Below are 17,880 nucleotides of genomic sequence, written 5' to 3'. Positions count from 1 at the left end.
CGATCAGCCGCCCGGCTTGATATAGGGCGCGACCGCGAACAGCAGCCGCTCCTCCCGGCGCGGATCATCCTCGATCCGCAGCCTACGGTCGAAGATCATGGTCGATCGCCGGGTCAGGTCATAATGCGGCCATGCCGGGCGACCACCGCCATTGGGATCGCCGGTCCGGCCCAGGGCGATGAAGGCGTCGGCCATCTGCCCGGCCAGCCGCCGCGCATCGGCGCTGACACCCGTCCGCGATCCGCGCGCATCGACATTGTCGAACACCAGCGGAATGTCGAGCGTGTGGAAAGCGCCCAACAGGCCGCCCGCCTCGGGACAGGGGAAATCCAGTTGATACATCCATGTCGGCGCACCGATCTTCGCGCGCTCTTCCGCCTGGATCAGATGTCCCGGCCAGGATCGCCCGGCCGTGGTCGCCGCCAGCAATATCTGCCCCGGCGTCCGGTCGGGATAGAGGGCGCGATAGCGCGCGATCACATGGTCGGGCGCCATGTCCTTGGTCGTTTCCCGCGCATAGCGTTCGGGCAGATTATCCCATGTCGTGTCGCCCGCGCGCAGCATCTTTTCGATCCACAGCGCGGTTTCGTCACGCGTGTTGCCCACGATCAGGGGAATGTGCGCCGCCTCGCGCGGCGCGTCCGGCACGAAGGGGTGGCGCGGTAGCACGCCATGATCCAGCGTGGAGGTAAAGCTGATCTCCCCCTTATTCTCCAACGGATCGACCATGGTCATGGCCTCGACCAGTCGCTCCACCGGCAGTGTCATCAGCGTGGCCAAGTCTGGCGCGCCGGCCTTGGCCATCCATGCTCGCGCCCGCGTTGTGGCGTGCATAGGTCCGGCGGCGGTGACATGCTGGCCGCTCATCGTGGCGGCGGCGTGGAACAGCGGGCGCGCCTCCGGCATCGCCATCAGCGTCACGACCTTCGCCCCGCCGCCCGACTGTCCGAACAGCATGACCCGGTTCGGGTCGCCGCCGAACCCGGCGATATTGTCGCGCACCCACCGGAGCGCCAGCACGATGTCGAGATTGCCGACATTGCCCGATTCCGCCGGACCACCCAGACCCGCCAGATAGGCATAGCCCAACCCCGCTAGCCGGTGGTTGAGTGTCACCACCACGACGTCGCCCCGCCGAACGAGGTTGCCGCCATCATAGAGCGGATCGCTGCCCGACCCATGGGCATGCGCCCCGCCGTGCAGATAGACCATGACCGGGCGCTTCCCCGCATCCAGCGCGGGCGTCCAGACATTGAGGAACAGGCAATCCTCGCTCGTCGGTTCATCGGCCTTCGTCTGCGGTGCGGCTGCGCCATAGCGCGTGGCGTCGGCAATCCCCGTCCAGGGTTGCGGGGGCAGGGCGCGGCGAAACCGGCGCGGCGCGGTATCGGCGCCATAGCGCACCCCGCGAAACACCAGGACATCCTTCTCGATGGTCCCGCGCACCTTGCCGAAGCGGGTCGATGCAACCGGACTGGCCCGGCCTTTCGCATAAACCTGTGTCGGCAGCGCCGCCGCCGCCAGCCCGGCCAGAAGCACGCGCCGATCCATGTCCGTCATCCCACCGCGCTTTCCGAACAGAGCTGCCGCATCGTCGGCAGCGCCGGATTATGATTGTCGCGCCGCCACGCCATATGCAGTTCCACCGGTCGCTCCTGCGGCATCATCAACCGCCGGAACTGCACGTCCATCATATGCAGGCCGGTCGCACTTTCCGGCACGATCGCGGCGGCGAGTCCCGCATGCACCAGCCCCAGCATCGAATGAATCTGGGTCACATGCTGGACATAGAGCGGCGCGACCTCCGCCTCTTCGAACAAATTGACCAGCATGTTGTGAAAATAGCTGGCCCCCTGCCGCGAATACATGATGAGCGTTTGGCCGTCGAAATCGGCGGGCGTCAACACCGCCTTGGACTGGCGCGGATCGCCGGGGGGCAGGGCGGCGATCAGCGGTTCCTTCAACACGCAGCTCGTTTCGAACTCGTGTCGGTCGACCGGGGGCCGTACGAAACCGATGTCGATCAGCCCGGTCAGAAGCGCATCGACCTGCTCGGTCGACACCATTTCACGCAATTCCAGCTGGATATTGGGCAGGGACGCCCGCGCCTGCGCCACGATACGGGGCACGACATTATAACCCGACACCGCCGTAAAGCCGATCGCGACTCGCCCGGCATCGCCCTTCGCCACGCGCCGCGCCGACAGCGCGGCGCTATCCGCCAACCGGACGATCCGTCGCGCTTCGATCAGGAAGACACTGCCGGCAGGCGTCAGGCTGACCTGCCGACTGGTCCGTTCCAGCAATTGCACATCCAATATCCGCTCCAGCAGCTGTATCTGGCGACTGAGCGGGGACTGGGTCATGTTGAGGCGCTGGGCGGCGCGACCGAAATGCAATTCTTCGGCGGCGGCGACGAAGCAACGGAGCTGGCTGAGTTCGAACATCATGCCAGACTATCCGCGCCCGTCGCCCAAGTCACCTTCCATGCATCACGCCGCTGCGGACAGAAGTTCCGGTGACGCCTTTTCGATCAGCACGCGCAGTTCGGCTTCCTCGGCCGCCGACAGGTCGGTGAGGGGCGAGCGGACCGGGCCTGCGTCACGACCGATGATCTTCATGCCCGACTTCACGATCGACACGGCATAGCCCTGTCCTTTGTTGCGCAAGGCGATATAGGGCAGCACGAACTGGCGCAGCTGCTCCATCACATGGACCTGGTCGCCCGCGCGCACCGCCTTGTAGAAGGCCAATGCCCATTCGGGCATGAAGTTGAAGATCGCCGACGAATAGGTCGTGACGCCCATGGTCAGATACGGCGTGGCGAACGTCTCGGCCGTCGGCAATCCACCGATATAGGTCAGCCTGTCGCCCATGCGGGCATAGATGCGGGTCATCAGTTCGATGTCCCCCACGCCGTCCTTGAAACCGACCAGATTGGGGTTGCGATCACATAGGCGCGCCAGCGTCTCGTCGTTCACGATGGCGTTGTCGCGGTTATAGACGATCACGCCCAGACCCGTCGCGCGGCAGACCGCTTCGATATGGGCGGCCAAGCCTTCCTGCTTGGCATGCATCAGATAGGGGGGCAGCAACAGCAGGCCGTCCGCGCCCGCCTTCTCTGCGTCGCGGGCGATGCCGGTGGCGATAGCCGTGCCATAACCACAGCCTGAAATGACGGGAATCTTGCCTGCCGTCTCGGCGACCGCAGCCGCAACGACCGTGGCGACCTCATCGGGCGTCAGCGAAAAGAACTCGCCCGTTCCCCCGGCTGCGAACAGGCCCGTCAGCTCATGTTCCAGCATCCAGGCGCAATGGGCGCGATAGGGCGCCTCCTGAAAAACGCCATCGGCATCGAAATGCGTCACGGGAAACGACAAAAGCCCTTGGCCCAACTGCCGTGCCATATCATTAGGGCTAAAGTGGGTCATTGCGAATAATCTCCTCTCCGGGTCGGAATGGTCCGGCCTTCCTGTTCGAGGTCGGAGATAACCGGCCATGGCGGGAGGGTCCAAACCAAAGGCGCGCACGATCGATGCGCGCCTTGGCTAGATCGCCGCGTTTCTCAGCATCCCGATGGGCAGCGGGGCGCATTTCGTCATGCACGCCATTGCGGGGGATATTCTATGTCGGCAGCCGTGCGACGGACGTCGTGGGTCTGCCCCGGAAGGAAAGACGCGCGCTCATCAAATATCTGGTCGAATTTGCGGCCCGACCGGAATATATCTTGGGCATCGCCTATCAACCGGCGACATCGTGATTTGGGATAATCTGGCGACCATGCACCCCGACTTCGACATCTGCAAAGAACGGCGCGACATGCGCCGGACGACCGTGCGTAAAGGCGAACCGCCCGAGCATGCCGGCGATCCGCTCATCGCCTGTTTCGCCGCTTCGGCGCCCATCGGCTGAGGCGGATACATGACCGGAAAACCCCGAATTTTGGTGACGCGCAAATGGCCCGAGCGGGTCGAGGCCCTGATCGCGGAGCGGTACGACGCGACGTTCAACGCTGACGACACGCCCCTGACGGAAGCGGCTTTGGCCGCGGCGATGCGAGATTATGACGCCATCTGCTCCACCATTACCGATAAACTACATGCCGCTATATTGGGTGTGGAGGGTCGCCGGGCGAAGATCATCGCCAATTACGGCGCGGGCGTCGATCATATCGATCTGGCGGCGGCGCGCGGCGCGGATATCATCGTGACCAATACGCCGGGCGTCCTAACCGACGCGACCGCTGACATCGCCATCACCCTGATGCTGATGACCGCGCGCCGCGCGGGCGAGGGCGAGCGCGAGTTGCGCGCCGGACAATGGACCGGCTGGCGGCCGACCCATCTGCTCGGCACCAGCCTGCGCGGCAAGACGCTGGGGCTGGTGGGTTTCGGCCGGATCGCGCAGGCCATGGCGGAACGCGCGCGCTTCGGCTTTGGCATGGACATCGTCTATTTCTCCCGCCGACCCGGCCCGCCGGACGATGAACAGCGCCTGGGCGCCCGCTACGTGCCTTCGCTGCCGCAGATGGTGGCGCAATGCGATGTCGTGTCGCTGCATATTCCCGGCGGCACGGACACCCGCAACATGATCGATGCACCAATATTATCGCACATGGCGTCGCATGCGATCCTCATCAACACCGCGCGCGGCGATGTGGTCGACGAAGCGGCCCTGGTCGATGCCCTGGAAAGGGGGCGGATCGGCGGCGCGGGCCTGGATGTCTTCGCGGGCGAACCGCATGTCTCGCAACGGTTGCGTGACGCGCCGAACACGGTCCTCTTGCCGCATCTGGGCAGCGCGACACGGGAAACGCGCGAGGCTATGGGTCTGCGCGCCCTTGCCAATCTGGATGACTGGCATGAAGGCCGCACACCGCGAGACAGGCTATAGTGCGAACGACGATCGACGCCCTTATCGCGCAAGAGCGGCTCCCGGCCTCCTATGCAGCGACGGTCGATCGCTGGTGGCGGCCGCTGGCCCGACGGATCGCGCAATGGCATGCGTCGGCGGGGCGCGCCATCATCGTAGGCGTCAACGGCGCGCAAGGCAGCGGCAAGTCCACGGTCTGCCGTTTTCTCCAGGCGGCGCTGCTGCCCGAACAGGGATTGTCGGCCATCGTCGTTTCGCTGGACGATCTCTATTTGCCATTGGCGGCGCGCGATCGGCTCGCGCGCGACATGCACCCGCTGTTTCGCACGCGCGGGGTGCCCGGAACGCATGATGTCGATACAGGCATCGCTCTGCTGGACGCTCTTGCAGCGGGACGGGATGCGTCGATCCCACGCTTCAGCAAGGCGCTGGACGACCAATTGCCGCAGGCCGACTGGACCCGCCATGTCGGCCCGGTCGACGTCATCCTGTTCGAAGGCTGGTGCGTCGGCGCGCGACCGCAGGACGCCGCGAGCCTCACGTCCCCGATCAATAGGCTAGAAATGCAGGAGGATCCGGACGGCATCTGGCGCAATCATGTGAACCTTGCGCTGGGAACATCCTATAGGCGCTGGTTTTCCGTCATCGATCATCTGCTGATGTTGAAGCCGCCCTCTTTCGAGCATGTCCTCGATAACCGCCTGCTTCAGGAACAGAAGCTGCGCCGGATCGCGCCGGATGCACCCGGCATCATGGACGATCAGGCCGTGGCCCGTTTCGTCAGTCATTATGAGCGCGTCACGCGCCACATGTTCGCTGATCTACCGGATCGAGTGGACATGCTGTTTCAACTCGACGCTAAACAAGCCGTGATATCCGCCAAAGGCCTGCATCATCACGACTGGAAGCTCGGGTAACATCCCTCGGACATCGTCCGCACCTCGTGCGATTGCCATGCCGGACGCCTTTCCCGGCAGACTGGCACCATTCGAAAAATTCATTCCGCAACATGCGCGCCACAATAGTGTCATAGCAACATCCTAACCGCACCCCATTGGCGCAAAGCCGAACGGGGAGATCACCACATGTCACGCACTTCGCGCCTGTTTTGCGCACCGCTTCCGCTCGCCATTTTTGCAATGGCGCAGCCCGTTTTCGCGCAATCCCAGCTGCCTGCCGACGAACAGGCGTCCGACGCGATCGTCGTGACCGGCACCTATGCCCGCAGCCTGGCCGCAGCGACGGAAACCAAGCGCAAGGCGGCCTATGGCGTGGACTCGATCAATTCCACCGACATCGGCAAATTCCCGACCCAGAATGTCGCCGAAGCTTTGCAGCTGGTCACGGGCGTCGCCATTACCCGCCCCCGGGGCGAGGGGCTGTATGTCAGCGTTAGGGGCCTTGGCCCGCAATTTCAGAGCACGCTCGTCAACGGCCGCACGGTGGCGATCAACGACCTGATCGAAAATGGTGGGGCAGCAGGGCGTCAGTTCCGTTTCGAAATGCTGCCCGCCGAATTCGTCTCGCAGATCGACGTCATCAAGACGCCGACCGCCGACATGACGGAAGGCGCCCTGGGCGGCAATATCGACGTCAAGACCTTCCACCCGCTCGACGTCGGCAACAAGACCACGCTCAACCTGCGCGGCACCTACACGACGATGACCGAGAAGGTGAAGCCCAACGCCACGGTTCTGAGCAGCTTCAAGACGCAGGACGACCAGTTCGGCTTCCTCATCGGCGCACAATATTGGGGCAAGTCGGTACGCAACGATCGCTTCTACAATACCGGTTGGAACCTCATCCCCCGCTTCGCCAGCACCGTGGGCGGCCGCTTCTACACGCCGACGCGGACCCGTCCCACCGTGGAAACCGAAGATCGCAAGCGCCTGTCGGGCATCCTGTCGGCGCAGTGGCGTCCGTCGCCCGAACTGGAAACGACGCTCGACGTGTCGCTGACGCGCCTCGACGTCGAATATGATGAATTCGGCCTCGACATCTATCCCGACGATCCGGGCACCAGCATCGTTCCGGGATCGTTCACCGTCGTCGGCGACACCGTCACCCGCGCGACCATCAACAATGTCCGCTTCATGGCGTCGCGGGAATATAGCCTCAACCGCCACGACCTGATCAATGTCGGCCTCAAGCAAGTGTGGAACCCGGACGACTGGCATGTGTCGGCCAATGTGAACTGGTCCTACGCCCACAGCTTCCATCCCAGCTATGCGCAAGGAACGGTGCGCAGCCGCATGCAGATTATCGCGCCGCTCACCTATGATGCGTCGGGCGGATACAAGGTCGCGCCGACCATCACCACGCCTGCGGATGTGACCAACCCTGCCAACTATATCTTTTATCCGTTCAACATCGCGCCCAAGAACAGCAAGGACTGGGACACTTACGCCCGACTGGACGTGGGTCGCGATCTGGACGGCATCATCACCAAAGTCCAGGCGGGTGGCGAATATCACTGGCGCAAGCGCGACTATCGCCGTCGCGACTTCAACGTGAACGTCGCCGGCAATCCGCCCATATCGCAGGTCGTGCCGGGCGGTTATGAAGCGCTGCCCTTCGACGATTTCCTCTCTGGCGTGTCCGGCAACATCCCCCGCAACTGGGCGGTGCCCATCACCAGCGCCTTCTACGACCGACTGTTCACCGACGCGATCGCCAATGCGCCGCTCAGCGCCGGCGACCTGCGTGCATCCTATATCGTCACGGAAAAGATATTCGGTGGCTATGTGCGCGCCGACTATGCCTTCCCGATCGGCGGGATCGACATCAGCGGCAATTTCGGGGTGCGCTACGTGCACACCGATCAGGTGGCGAGCGGAACGCTCACTTTGGGCACGACGCCGACGCCAGCCAGCTTCCCGCAGAAGTTCAACAATTGGCTGCCAAGCTTCAACCTGCGCGCGGAACTGACGCCGACCCTCATCGGCCGTCTGGCCGCCAGCCGCGTGCTGACCCGCCCGAACATGACGCAGACCGCGCCGCAGATCAGCGTATCCACCGACGCGCCGACCGCCAGCGGCGGCAACCCCGACTTGAAGCCGTTCCTCGCGACCCAGTTCGACGGCTCGCTCGAATGGTATTTCCGTCCGTCCGCTTCGTTGACGGGCGCGGTCTTCTACAAGAAGATGGACGACTATATCACCGCCCAGAACGTCAATATCGACATTCCGGGGCGCGGCACCGTGTTGCTGAGCACCCAGGTCAACGGCGGCGATGCCAAGGTCTATGGTATCGAGGCCGCCTATCATCAGGTGTTCGACTTCCTGCCCGAACCCTTCGACGGTCTGGGCTTCCAGGCGTCCTACACGCACACATCGGTCCGCTCCAACTATACGGCGGGCGCGCGCCCGATCGTCAACCAGCTGATCGGCCTGTCGAAAAACAGCTACAATCTGGTCGGCTTCTACGACAAGGGGCCTGTTTCAGCGCGACTGTCCTATGTCTGGCGTGGCCGCTATCTGTCGAGCAACGGCAGCACCACCCAGACGGAGGCCTATGTCGCGCCGTTCGGCTCGCTGGATGGCAATCTGTCCTTCCGCATCCTGCCCAGGACGTTGCTAAGCCTCGAAGGGATCAACCTCGCAGGCGCGAAGGCCTATTCCTATAACGGGATCAAGGCGCGCTATAACGAGATACAATATTATGGCCGTACCATCCTGTTCGGCGTCCGGACCGAATTCTGATGCGCAGGATCCTTCTCGCTACCGCCATCGCCACCGCCGCGCTGACCCTGGTCGGCGCGGCGGACCCGGCGTCCCGGCCCCGCGCGATGAACGACATCCAGGTCATAGGATCGCACAACAGCTTCAAGGCCCGTATTCCCGCCGCCGTCATGGCTAGGATCCGGGCGATGGAGCCGAAGCTGGCCGATGGTCTCGATTATTATCATCTGCCGCTGACGCAGCAGCTGGACGCTGGCGTCCGCCAGCTTGAACTGGATATCTTCGCCGATCCGCAGGGCGGGCGCTATGCCGACCCGAAGGGCGAGACATGGGCGCGCGCCGCGGGCGAACAGACCGGCTTCGATCGCGCGGCGATGATGAAGCCCGGCTTCAAGACCTTTCACATTCCCGATGTCGATTATCTCAGCAGTTGCGCGACATTGGTGCGATGCCTGCGTGCCGTCGACACATGGTCGCGCGCGCATCCCCGACATCTGCCGATCATGATCACGCTCAATGCTGCGGATACGCCGTCGAACCGGCCTGGCATCACCGATCCGCTCCCCTTGGACGACCAGGGCCTGCTCGATGCCCTGGATGCGGAGATCCGCTCCGTCCTGCCGGGCAAGCGGTTGATTACGCCGGATGAGGTTCGGGGCAGGGCGACGACCTTGCGCGACGCGGTACGCGGCCAGGGCTGGCCCAGCCTGGAGCGCGCGTGCGGACGCATCTACATCCTGCTCGACGTGCGGCGCGCCGTCTCCGATGCCTATCGCGCAGGCCATCCCTCGCTCGCCGGGCGACCGATGTTCGGCTGGTATCCCGATGGCGACCCGGAATCCGCCATCCAGATCGTGCAGGACCCTTTGACAGACGGCGAGAAAATTCGCGACTGGGTAGAGCAGGGCGTGATCGTGCGCACCCGTACGGACGCCAATACGGTCGAAGCTCGGACTCAGGACTATAGCAAGGCGAAAGCGGCCATGGCGAGCGGGGCGCAGGCCGTCAGCACCGACTATTATCCCGGCGCGCCCGATCCCCTGAAACTGGGCTTCTCCGTCACATTGCCCGACGCCGCCATGGCGCGATGCAGCCCGGTCCGTATCAAGGCAGGATGTCGATTGCGGCCTTGAGCCGTTCCTCAAGCGGCGCCCTCACGGAATGAGGCGATCCTGCCGCAATTGTTCGAACAGGGCGAAAAAGGCCTGATCCGTCGGCTGATAGGCCGTGAACCCAAGCTGGCGGCTTTTGGACATGTCGGTCACGACCTCGATCGGCCGCCCCAGATCCGCGTCGCTATGCCAGGGTGAGGCGAGCCGATCGATATCGGCCTCCGCCAGCCCTTCGCGCTCGGCGATGGCGCGCCAGATCGGTCCGTCATCCGCCATCTGTTGCTCCAGGGGCTGGATGTCGCCGTCGAACGGGGCAGGCTCCAGGCCGAACCAGTCGGCAATTCTGCCCCACATCCAGCTCCAGCGGAAGATGTCGCCATTGACCACATTAAACGCTTCGTTCCGGGCTGCCGGGGTCTCCGCAGCCCACAGCAAATGCCGAGCAAGCTGCCGCGCATCGGTCATGTCGGTCAGGCCATGCCACTGGGCCGGTGAGCCGGGAAAGCGGAACGGTCGCCCCGTTTCCCTACAAAGCGTCGCATAGACCGCAAGGGTGGTCCCCATATTCATGGCATTGCCCACGGCCTTGCCGATCACCGTATGCGGGCGATGGACGCTCCAGCTAAAGCCGTCGCGCTCGGCGGCGGCGAACAGCGCGTCTTCCTGCGCATAATAGAAATTCTCGACATCCAGCCGACCCTGTTCTTCGCGAAAGGGCGTCTGCGGCAGCACGCCCTTCCCATAGGCCTCGAACGGCCCCAGATAATGTTTAAGGCCAGTCACCAGCGCGACATGGCGCGGTCCGGCATCATCGCGGCGCAGACCGTCCAGCAGATTGCGGACCATGGCGGCATTGACGCGGATATTCTCCGCCTCGCTATCCTGCCGCAGCCAGGTCGTGATGAACACGGCATCGGGGTTCAGCCCCGCCAGCGCGGCCGCCGTTGCGGCAGCATCCTGCAAGTCGACGGCGATCGGTCCGACCCCGCGCTGCTCGACGGGGCGGCGGGCCATGCCCGTGACCGTCCAACCCTGTTCCAAAAGCAGCGCTGCCGTCGCGCTGCCGACGATGCCGCTCGCACCCACTACCAATGCCGTTCCGGCCATATCGAAAACTCCTGCTGTTCGCCCTTAGCTAGGCAGCGGCAGGCGATGCTGCTAGACGGCACCAATTGGGGACATAGGCACCATTGGGTAACCACTTGGCATGGACAAGATCGCTATCGACGACCACTGGCGGGAGGATTGCGCACCGCGCCGCGTGCTCGAACTGTTCGCAACGAAATGGACGAGCATGATCCTGCATGTCCTGCACGCACGGCTGGATGGCGTGGCCCGCACGGGCGTATTGCACCGCAGCCTGCCCGGCATTTCCAAGAAGATGCTGACCCAGACGTTGCGGGACATGGAAGCTGTCGGGCTTGTCACGCGCCACGTCCACGGCACGATACCGCCTGCGGTCGAATATCGCCTGACGCCGCTGGGCCTGCGCTTCGTCGAGCCGATCGAATGGCTCTATGCCTGGGGACGTGAAAATGCCGACGCGCTGGATCAACTGGGCAGTCGGCCGACGTCGCGGCGTCCCGCCTGATCAGCGCTGCTTCTTGGCTATGGGGGCCGTAAAGTCGGGGTCCTTGTTCGCCACCCAATCCACGAATTTGCGGACATTGGGGTGGGCCAGAAGGCCCTCGACATCCATGCCATGCCGCTGCAATTCGGAATTGGTGAAATTGCCGATCAGCGTTTGTTGACAGATGGGATGCATGGGTACGACATCGCGCCCGCCGCGACTCTTTGGCACCGGGTGATGCCACAGGATCGTCTTTCCCGTAGGTCGGCCGCACAGCCAGCAATCGGGCACCACGGCAGGGGCCTCGTCCTCGCCCTGCGGCTCTTCATAGGGACCATGTCTTGAATGTTTGCGCGCCATGCGATTGCCTGATTGAGCGGGAATGTCGTGGCTCCTCTATGGCAATGCGATCAGCAACGCTACTGTTGCCTTGCTATACTATAATGCGATGATGCTGACCCATAAGGCGGTTCCTCGGCGAAGGCCGGGGTCCAGTTCTGAGCGCGGGACTGGACCCCGGAATACGCTGGGGAAGAACTGGCCAATGCAACTTGGTCTTACGCCTGGATAAAGCCCTGTCCCAATCGCCTCAATGTAAGTTCGATAATATATCTTATGTTAAATAGTGCGGAATGCGAAAAATGCTCACAACTGTCCAACTCGCTGTCTCTTTCGCGCTGGTATGTCCTAGGAAAGCCCCAAAATCCGCCGCGCCTGCACCAGATGCGGCCGATCGATCATCCGACCATTATGGAGCAGCGCACCCGCCTCCGGTGCGCCATCGAAGGCGTCGATAATGGCGCGCGCTTCTGCCATGTCCGCCGCTGTCGGCGTGAAGCCGTCGTTGATGATCGCCACCTGCCTGGGATGGATGGCCATCATCCCGACGAAGCCGTCCCGCCGGGCGCGCGCGACATAGGCGGCCAGTCCGTCGGCATCGTCGACCTTGGGATAGACGGTTTCGATCGCCAGCGTTCCGGCCGCATGCGCGGCAAATAATGTCAGCGATCGCACCATCTCATAGGGCGGCGTGTAGCGGCCGTCCGTTTCCCTGGCCGTCGACGCGCCGATCGCGGCGGGCAGGTCTTCGGCCCCCCATGTCAGTCCCGCCAGCCGATCCCCGACCGCGCCATAGCTCCCTAGTTCAAAGATCGCCGCCGGCGTCTCCGTCGCGATCGGCAGCACGGGTGTCGATGCCCCGCCCATCAGCGCCATCAGCGCTCGTACGCTAGCCGCGCCTTCGGCCTTGGGCAGCATGATGCCATCGGGCTGCCCCGGCATCACGGCCTGAAGGTCGTCGGCCGTCCATTCGCTGCCCAGGTGGTTCACCCGAACAAAGGTGGTGATGTGTCGGTCCGCCGCCAGCCACCGCGCCACTGCCTCGCGCCCCGCCGCCTTCCGATCCGGCACGACCGAATCCTCCAGGTCCAGGATCAGCGCGTCGGCGCCGCTGGCCGCAGCCTTGGTGAACCGCTCGGGCCGATCGGCGGGCATGAAAAGCAGCGAACGCAACCGCATCAGCCCGCCTTCTTCAACAACGCCATGCGCAGGCACCGGCACACCACCTCGTCCCGCTGGTTCAGCAGTTCGTGCGCAAAGGTGACGATCCCCGCATTGGGTCGAGACCTGGATTCCTTGAGGTCCGCGACCACCGTCGTGCCGCGCATCGTATCGCCGATCGCGACAGGCTTGGGATGCACCAGCTTGTCATAGCCCAGATTGGCGATCAGCGTGCCCAGCGTCGTGTCCGTGATGGAAAGCCCGATCATCAGTGCGAAAGTGAAGGTGCCGTTGACCAGTATCTGCCCGAACTCCGACGCCTTCGCCGCCTCCGCGTCCAGATGGAGCGGCTGGCTGTTATGGGTCATCACCGTGAACAGCAGATTGTCCGTCTCCGTCACCGTCCGCCTGATGTCATGCTCGATGCGGTCGCCCACCTGCCACTGGTCGAAATATCGTCCTGCCATATCGTCTCGCACCCTTTTCCATCCACGCGCGTCAATCGACGGCGGCTTCGATCTTGACCAGCAGCGCGCCTTCGCTCACCTGCCCGCCCTCCTGCGCGTTGAGTTCCGCGATGGTGCCATCAAAGGGCGCGACTAGGCTATGCTCCATCTTCATGGCTTCCAGCGTCAGCAGCTTCTGGCCTTTAAGCACCGTCTCACCTGCGGCGACCGCGACCGCAATGATCCGCCCCGGCATGGGCGAAAGGATCGCGCCATCGGCGGCCGCCCCGCCGCCCTCGCCTGAAACGCGGCACGGCTCGATCCGCCAGGTCTGGCCGTTTTCCGTCCACCACAACGCTTCGGGCGCGTCGAACCGCCCGGCAAGCGCCTTCTGCTCGACATAGTCGTAGATCGGCATATGGGCCGCCATCGCCTGCCCATTGACGGTCAGCATGATATCCTGCTGCGGCACCGCATTCAGCCGGAAACCGGCGAGGGCCTGACGCCCAAATTGCGCGGCTGCATCCGACAGCAAATCATCCGACGGGAGCGGCGATGGCATCAGCGTGTCGCCCGCTCGCGCGATCAGGCCGGTGTCAACCGATCCCGCCACGAAATCGGGGTGGTCCAGCAGGTTCATGAGGAAGGCGGCGTTGGTGCGGACCGGCCAGATGACGCTCCTGTCCAGCGCGTGGACCAGATCTGCGCGCGCGGCTTCCCGATCGCTCGCATGCGCGATCATCTTGGCGATCATCGGGTCGTAATAGGGCGATATGCGCGCGCCCTGATACACGCCCTTGTCGATGCGGACGCTGCCATCCAGTTCGAACTGTTCAAGCCGACCGATCGACGGCAGGAAGCCCTTGGCGGGGTCTTCCGCATAAAGCCGCACCTCCATCGCATGGCCGTTGATCGACAATTCATGCTGTTGCTTGGGCAAGGGTTCGCCGGCTGCGATCCGCAATTGCCATTCGACCAGATCGACGCCTGTGATCTCCTCGGTCACCGGATGCTCGACCTGAAGCCGCGTGTTCATTTCCATGAACCATATGCGGTCGGGACTGACATAGCCGGCCGATCCGTCGGCGATGAATTCGATCGTCCCTGCCCCGACATAGTTGACCGCTTTCGCTGCCCGCACCGCCGCGTCGCAGATGGCGGCGCGCGTGCAATCGGTCATGCCGGGGGCCGGCGCTTCCTCGATCACCTTCTGGTGGCGTCGCTGTAGCGAACAATCGCGCTCGAACAGATGGACGATATGGCCATGCTTGTCACCGAACACCTGCACTTCAATATGGCGCGGGCGCTGGATGTATTTCTCGATCAGCACATGCGCATTGCCGAAGGAGGACGCCGCCTCCCGCTGGCAGGATGCCAGGGCATCGGCGAAATCGGCCGAAGCCTCAACCAGCCGCATCCCCTTGCCACCGCCGCCCGCCACCGCCTTGATGAGGACGGGATAGCCGATCGCGTCGGCTTGCGCCTTCAGATGCTCGGTCGTCTGGATTTCGCCCATATAGCCGGGCGTCACCGGCACGCCGGCCTTCGCCATCAGTGTCTTGGCTGCATCTTTCAACCCCATCGCCAATATGCTGGCGGGGTCGGGCCCGACCCAGATCAGCCCTGCGTCGATGACCGCCTGAGCAAATTCGGCATTTTCCGAGAGGAAGCCATAACCGGGATGGATCGCCTCCGCTCCCGTCTCCAGCGCAGCGGCGATGATCCGATCGCCCAGCAGATAGCTCTCGCGCACCGGCGAAGGACCGATATGCACGGCGACGTCCGCATCGCGTACATGCAGCGCGTCGGCGTCGGCGTCCGAATAGACGGCGACGGTGCGGATGCCCATGCGCCGCGCCGTGCGGATGACGCGGCAGGCGATTTCGCCGCGATTGGCGATCAGAAGGGATTGGATCATCGCGATTACATCCTGAACACGCCGAACTGCGCCCGATCGGCGATCGGTGCGTTCAGCGTTGCGGCAAAGGCCAGCCCCAGCACGTCGCGGGTCTGGGCCGGGTCGATAATGCCATCGTCCCACAGGCGCGCGGTGGCGTAATAGGGATTGCCTTCATCCTCATATGTCTGCCGGATCGGCGCCTTGAAGGCTTCGGCCTCTTCCACCGTCCATTTGGCGGCGTCGCGATGAACTGTCGCCAGCACGCTCGCCGCCTGCTCCCCTCCCATGACGGAGATGCGGGCGTTGGGCCAAGTAAACAGGAAGCGCGGCTGATAGGCGCGCCCGCACATGCCATAATTGCCCGCGCCGAAACTGCCGCCGATCAGCACAGTCACTTTGGGGACCGAAGCCGTCGCGACAGCCGTGACCAGCTTCGCCCCATTCTTGGCAATCCCTTCCGCCTCATATTTGCCGCCCACCATGAAGCCGGAAATATTCTGGAGGAACAGCAGGGGTATGCGCCGCTGGCATGCCAGTTCGATGAAATGCGCCCCCTTGATCGCGCTTTCGCTGAACAGGACGCCATTATTCGCCAGGATGGCGACGGGCATGCCATGAATATGCGCAAAGCCGCAGACCAGCGTCGTGCCATAGAGCGCCTTGAACTCATGCAATGCGCTGCCGTCCACGATCCGCGCGATCACTTCGCGCACGTCATAGGGCGCGCGGACGTCTTGTGGAATGATGCCATAGAGTTCGGCGGGATCATATTGGGGTGGGACCGGCGCGCGCAGATTGCCGTCCGCTATCCGATCCGGCTGCAACGTCGCCACGATATCCCGCACGATCGTCAGCGCATGTTCGTCATTGTCCGCGACATGATCGACAACACCCGACTTGCGGCCATGCAAATCGCCGCCGCCCAGATCCTCCGCGCTGATGATCTCACCCGTCGCCGCCTGCACCAGTGGTGGCCCCGCCAGGAAGATCGTCCCCTGGTTCCGCACGATCACGCTTTCATCGGACATCGCAGGCACATAGGCGCCACCTGCGGTGCAACTGCCCATCACGCAAGCGATCTGCGGAATAGCCTGCGCGCTCATATTGGCTTGGTTGAAGAATATGCGGCCGAAATGATCGCGGTCGGGGAAGACGTCGGCCTGGTTGGGCAGGTTCGCCCCGCCGCTGTCGACTAGATAGATGCAGGGCAGCCGGTTTTCCGCCGCGATTTCCTGCGCGCGCAGATGCTTCTTCACCGTCAGCGGATAATAGGTGCCACCCTTCACGGTAGCGTCGTTGCAGGCGATCATCACCTGTCGCCCCGACACCCGGCCGATCCCGGCGATGATGCCCGCTCCCGGCACTTCGTCGCCATACAGGCCGTTCGCGGCCAACTGACCGATCTCCAGGAAAGGCGATCCGGGATCGAGCAACCGTTCCACCCGGTCGCGGGGCAGCAGCTTGCCCCGCGCGACATGCTTGTTCCGCGCAGCCTCCGATCCGCCTAAGGCCGATTTCGCCACCTTGGCGCGCAACTCGCCTGCCAAAGCGCGATTATGCGCCGCGTTGGCGCGAAATGCCGCACTGTCGGTGAACAGCTTGCTGTCGATGACGGGCGCGCTCATACCCCGATCAACTCCCGCCCGATCAGCATCCGCCGCACCTCGTTGGTGCCCGCCCCGATATCGAGCAGCTTGGCGTCGCGCATGAAGCGCTCGACGGGCCAATCCCTGGTATAGCCCGCCCCGCCCAGCGCCTGCACCGCCTCCAGCGCGACCTTCATCGCATTTTCCGACGCCAGAAGGATCGCGCCTGCAGCATCGAAGCGCGTCGTCCGGCCAGCGTCGCAGGCCCGCGCGACGGCATAGACATAGGCCCGCGCCGAATTCAGCGCGACATACATGTCCGCGATCTTCGCTTGCATCAACTGGAACGCGCCGATCGGCTTGCCGAACTGCTTGCGCTCCCGAACATAGGGCAGCACAACGTCCAGGCATGCCTGCATGATGCCCAGTTGAATGCCCGACAATACCGTGCGCTCATAGTCCAGCCCCGACATCAAGATGCCCACGCCACCGTTCAGCGGTCCCATCACATTGTCTTGCGGCACTTCGCAATCGTCGAACACCAGTTCCGCCGTGGGCGAACCGCGCATGCCCATCTTGTCGATCTTCTGCCCGATCGAAAAACCCTTCATCCCCTTCTCGATCAGGAAGGTCGTGATGCCGCGCGATCCTTCCCCGGTCTTGGCATAAACCACCAGCGTGTCGGCATAGGCCGCGTTGGTGATCCAGAACTTCGTACCGTTCAGGACATAGCGGTCGCCCTTCTTGTCCGCTCTCAGCTTCATCGACACGACGTCGGAACCGGCCCCGGCTTCGGACATGGCGAGCGAACCGACATGCTCGCCGGAAATCAACTTGGGCAGATATTTCGCCTTCTGCTGCGGACTTGCCCAGCGACGGATCTGATTGACGCAAAGATTGGAGTGCGCGCCATAGCTCAAACCAATGGACGCGGATGCGCGCGCGACTTCCTCCTGCGCCACGACATGCTCCAGATAGCCCAGGCCAAGCCCGCCATATTCCTCTTCGATGGTGATGCCATGCAGGCCCAACGCCCCCATTTCGGGCCAAAGTTCCACCGGGAACCAGTCCTTCGCATCGATCTCGGCCGCAAGCGGCGCGATCCGATCGGATGCGAACCGACTGGCGCTGTCGCGGATCATGTCGGCATTGTCGCCAAGGGCAAAATCGAAATCGCTCATAATCATCCTCTTCCTACCCTCTGCTTACCGCAA

Annotated in this window: 16 protein-coding genes; 6 read left to right on the top strand and 10 right to left on the bottom strand. The window is 63.6% G+C overall.

Features of this window, described 5'->3' with window-relative positions:
- Positions 1-3 precede the first annotated feature (3 nt).
- Genes U5A82_RS02295 through kdgD form a run of 3 tightly spaced genes read right to left on the bottom strand, consistent with a single transcriptional unit; the run spans position 4 to position 3,431 of the window.
- Positions 4-1,560, bottom strand: coding sequence for a carboxylesterase/lipase family protein (locus U5A82_RS02295; RefSeq protein WP_326288328.1), 1,557 nt, complete (start codon positions 1,558-1,560; stop codon positions 4-6).
- A complete protein-coding gene (locus U5A82_RS02290) occupies positions 1,557-2,450 on the bottom strand; it encodes a LysR family transcriptional regulator (RefSeq protein ID WP_326288327.1) in 894 nt (297 codons plus the stop codon). Before U5A82_RS02290 ends, U5A82_RS02295 begins: the two co-directional genes overlap by 4 nt.
- A gap of 42 nt (positions 2,451-2,492) precedes the next feature.
- A complete protein-coding gene (kdgD, locus tag U5A82_RS02285; protein WP_326288326.1) occupies positions 2,493-3,431 on the bottom strand; it encodes a 5-dehydro-4-deoxyglucarate dehydratase in 939 nt (312 codons plus the stop codon).
- Positions 3,432-3,756: 325 nt separating this feature from the next.
- Between kdgD and U5A82_RS02280 the strand changes: the two genes are divergently transcribed.
- The 5 genes from U5A82_RS02280 to U5A82_RS02260 all read left to right on the top strand — a co-directional run bounded on the left by U5A82_RS02280 (position 3,757) and on the right by U5A82_RS02260 (position 9,685).
- A complete protein-coding gene (locus U5A82_RS02280; RefSeq protein WP_326288325.1) occupies positions 3,757-3,912 on the top strand; it encodes a hypothetical protein in 156 nt (51 codons plus the stop codon).
- Positions 3,913-3,921: 9 nt separating this feature from the next.
- Positions 3,922-4,893, top strand: coding sequence for a 2-hydroxyacid dehydrogenase (locus U5A82_RS02275; protein ID WP_326288323.1), 972 nt, complete (start codon positions 3,922-3,924; stop codon positions 4,891-4,893).
- Positions 4,893-5,789, top strand: coding sequence for a kinase (locus tag U5A82_RS02270; protein WP_326288321.1), 897 nt, complete (start codon positions 4,893-4,895; stop codon positions 5,787-5,789). Before U5A82_RS02275 ends, U5A82_RS02270 begins: the two co-directional genes overlap by 1 nt.
- A 168-nt stretch (positions 5,790-5,957) precedes the next feature.
- Positions 5,958-8,573, top strand: a complete 2,616-nt coding sequence (locus U5A82_RS02265; protein WP_326288319.1) for a TonB-dependent receptor — start codon at positions 5,958-5,960, stop codon at positions 8,571-8,573.
- Complete coding sequence (locus U5A82_RS02260) at positions 8,573-9,685, top strand: Ca2+-dependent phosphoinositide-specific phospholipase C (protein WP_326288317.1); 1,113 nt, start codon at positions 8,573-8,575, stop codon at positions 9,683-9,685. The genes U5A82_RS02265 and U5A82_RS02260 overlap by 1 nt, the downstream gene beginning before the upstream one ends.
- Positions 9,686-9,706: 21 nt before the next feature.
- Here the strand turns inward: U5A82_RS02260 and U5A82_RS02255 are convergent, their stop codons facing one another.
- Positions 9,707-10,771 carry an SDR family oxidoreductase gene (locus U5A82_RS02255; protein WP_326288315.1) on the bottom strand — a complete coding sequence of 355 codons (1,065 nt, stop codon included), beginning with the start codon at positions 10,769-10,771 and terminating at the stop codon, positions 9,707-9,709.
- Between the two features lie 100 nt (positions 10,772-10,871).
- On the opposite strand from U5A82_RS02255, the gene U5A82_RS02250 reads away from it, so the two are divergent.
- Positions 10,872-11,255: a winged helix-turn-helix transcriptional regulator gene (locus tag U5A82_RS02250; protein ID WP_326288313.1), complete on the top strand. Its 384-nt coding sequence runs from the start codon at positions 10,872-10,874 to the stop codon at positions 11,253-11,255.
- On the opposite strand, the gene U5A82_RS02245 is transcribed toward U5A82_RS02250, so the two are convergent.
- From U5A82_RS02245 to U5A82_RS02220, 6 genes are all read right to left on the bottom strand, one after another.
- A complete protein-coding gene (locus tag U5A82_RS02245; RefSeq protein ID WP_326288311.1) occupies positions 11,256-11,594 on the bottom strand; it encodes a hypothetical protein in 339 nt (112 codons plus the stop codon).
- Positions 11,595-11,921: 327 nt separating this feature from the next.
- The gene (locus U5A82_RS02240; protein WP_326288309.1) at positions 11,922-12,752 is read right to left on the bottom strand and encodes an HpcH/HpaI aldolase/citrate lyase family protein; all 831 of its coding nucleotides are present in this window, start codon (positions 12,750-12,752) and stop codon (positions 11,922-11,924) included.
- The gene (locus tag U5A82_RS02235) at positions 12,752-13,213 is read right to left on the bottom strand and encodes a MaoC family dehydratase (RefSeq protein ID WP_326288307.1); all 462 of its coding nucleotides are present in this window, start codon (positions 13,211-13,213) and stop codon (positions 12,752-12,754) included. Before U5A82_RS02235 ends, U5A82_RS02240 begins: the two co-directional genes overlap by 1 nt.
- A gap of 19 nt (positions 13,214-13,232) precedes the next feature.
- A complete protein-coding gene (locus U5A82_RS02230; protein WP_326288305.1) occupies positions 13,233-15,098 on the bottom strand; it encodes an acetyl/propionyl/methylcrotonyl-CoA carboxylase subunit alpha in 1,866 nt (621 codons plus the stop codon).
- Positions 15,099-15,103: 5 nt separating this feature from the next.
- Positions 15,104-16,705, bottom strand: coding sequence for a carboxyl transferase domain-containing protein (locus U5A82_RS02225; protein ID WP_326288303.1), 1,602 nt, complete (start codon positions 16,703-16,705; stop codon positions 15,104-15,106).
- Positions 16,702-17,847, bottom strand: a complete 1,146-nt coding sequence (locus U5A82_RS02220) for an isovaleryl-CoA dehydrogenase (RefSeq protein ID WP_326288301.1) — start codon at positions 17,845-17,847, stop codon at positions 16,702-16,704. Before U5A82_RS02220 ends, U5A82_RS02225 begins: the two co-directional genes overlap by 4 nt.
- Positions 17,848-17,880: the final 33 nt, after the last annotated feature.

This window comes from Sphingobium sp. CR2-8 (assembly GCF_035818615.1).
Classification (GTDB): Bacteria; Pseudomonadota; Alphaproteobacteria; order Sphingomonadales; family Sphingomonadaceae; genus Sphingobium.
The sequence above is the reverse complement of the archived record's forward strand: the minus strand, read 5'-3'. Positions and strand labels throughout refer to the sequence as shown.

Coding starts and splice junctions, on each gene's coding strand:
- U5A82_RS02230 (WP_326288305.1), bottom strand. CDS start 15,098: ATGATCCAATCCCTTCTGATCGCCAATCGCGGCGAAATCGCCTGCCGC.
- U5A82_RS02260 (WP_326288317.1), top strand. CDS start 8,573: ATGCGCAGGATCCTTCTCGCTACCGCCATCGCCACCGCCGCGCTGACC.
- U5A82_RS02255 (WP_326288315.1), bottom strand. CDS start 10,771: ATGGCCGGAACGGCATTGGTAGTGGGTGCGAGCGGCATCGTCGGCAGC.
- U5A82_RS02245 (WP_326288311.1), bottom strand. CDS start 11,594: ATGGCGCGCAAACATTCAAGACATGGTCCCTATGAAGAGCCGCAGGGC.
- U5A82_RS02225 (WP_326288303.1), bottom strand. CDS start 16,705: ATGAGCGCGCCCGTCATCGACAGCAAGCTGTTCACCGACAGTGCGGCA.
- U5A82_RS02220 (WP_326288301.1), bottom strand. CDS start 17,847: ATGAGCGATTTCGATTTTGCCCTTGGCGACAATGCCGACATGATCCGC.
- U5A82_RS02265 (WP_326288319.1), top strand. CDS start 5,958: ATGTCACGCACTTCGCGCCTGTTTTGCGCACCGCTTCCGCTCGCCATT.
- U5A82_RS02250 (WP_326288313.1), top strand. CDS start 10,872: ATGGACAAGATCGCTATCGACGACCACTGGCGGGAGGATTGCGCACCG.
- U5A82_RS02275 (WP_326288323.1), top strand. CDS start 3,922: ATGACCGGAAAACCCCGAATTTTGGTGACGCGCAAATGGCCCGAGCGG.
- U5A82_RS02290 (WP_326288327.1), bottom strand. CDS start 2,450: ATGATGTTCGAACTCAGCCAGCTCCGTTGCTTCGTCGCCGCCGCCGAA.
- U5A82_RS02295 (WP_326288328.1), bottom strand. CDS start 1,560: ATGACGGACATGGATCGGCGCGTGCTTCTGGCCGGGCTGGCGGCGGCG.
- kdgD (WP_326288326.1), bottom strand. CDS start 3,431: ATGACCCACTTTAGCCCTAATGATATGGCACGGCAGTTGGGCCAAGGG.
- U5A82_RS02240 (WP_326288309.1), bottom strand. CDS start 12,752: ATGCGGTTGCGTTCGCTGCTTTTCATGCCCGCCGATCGGCCCGAGCGG.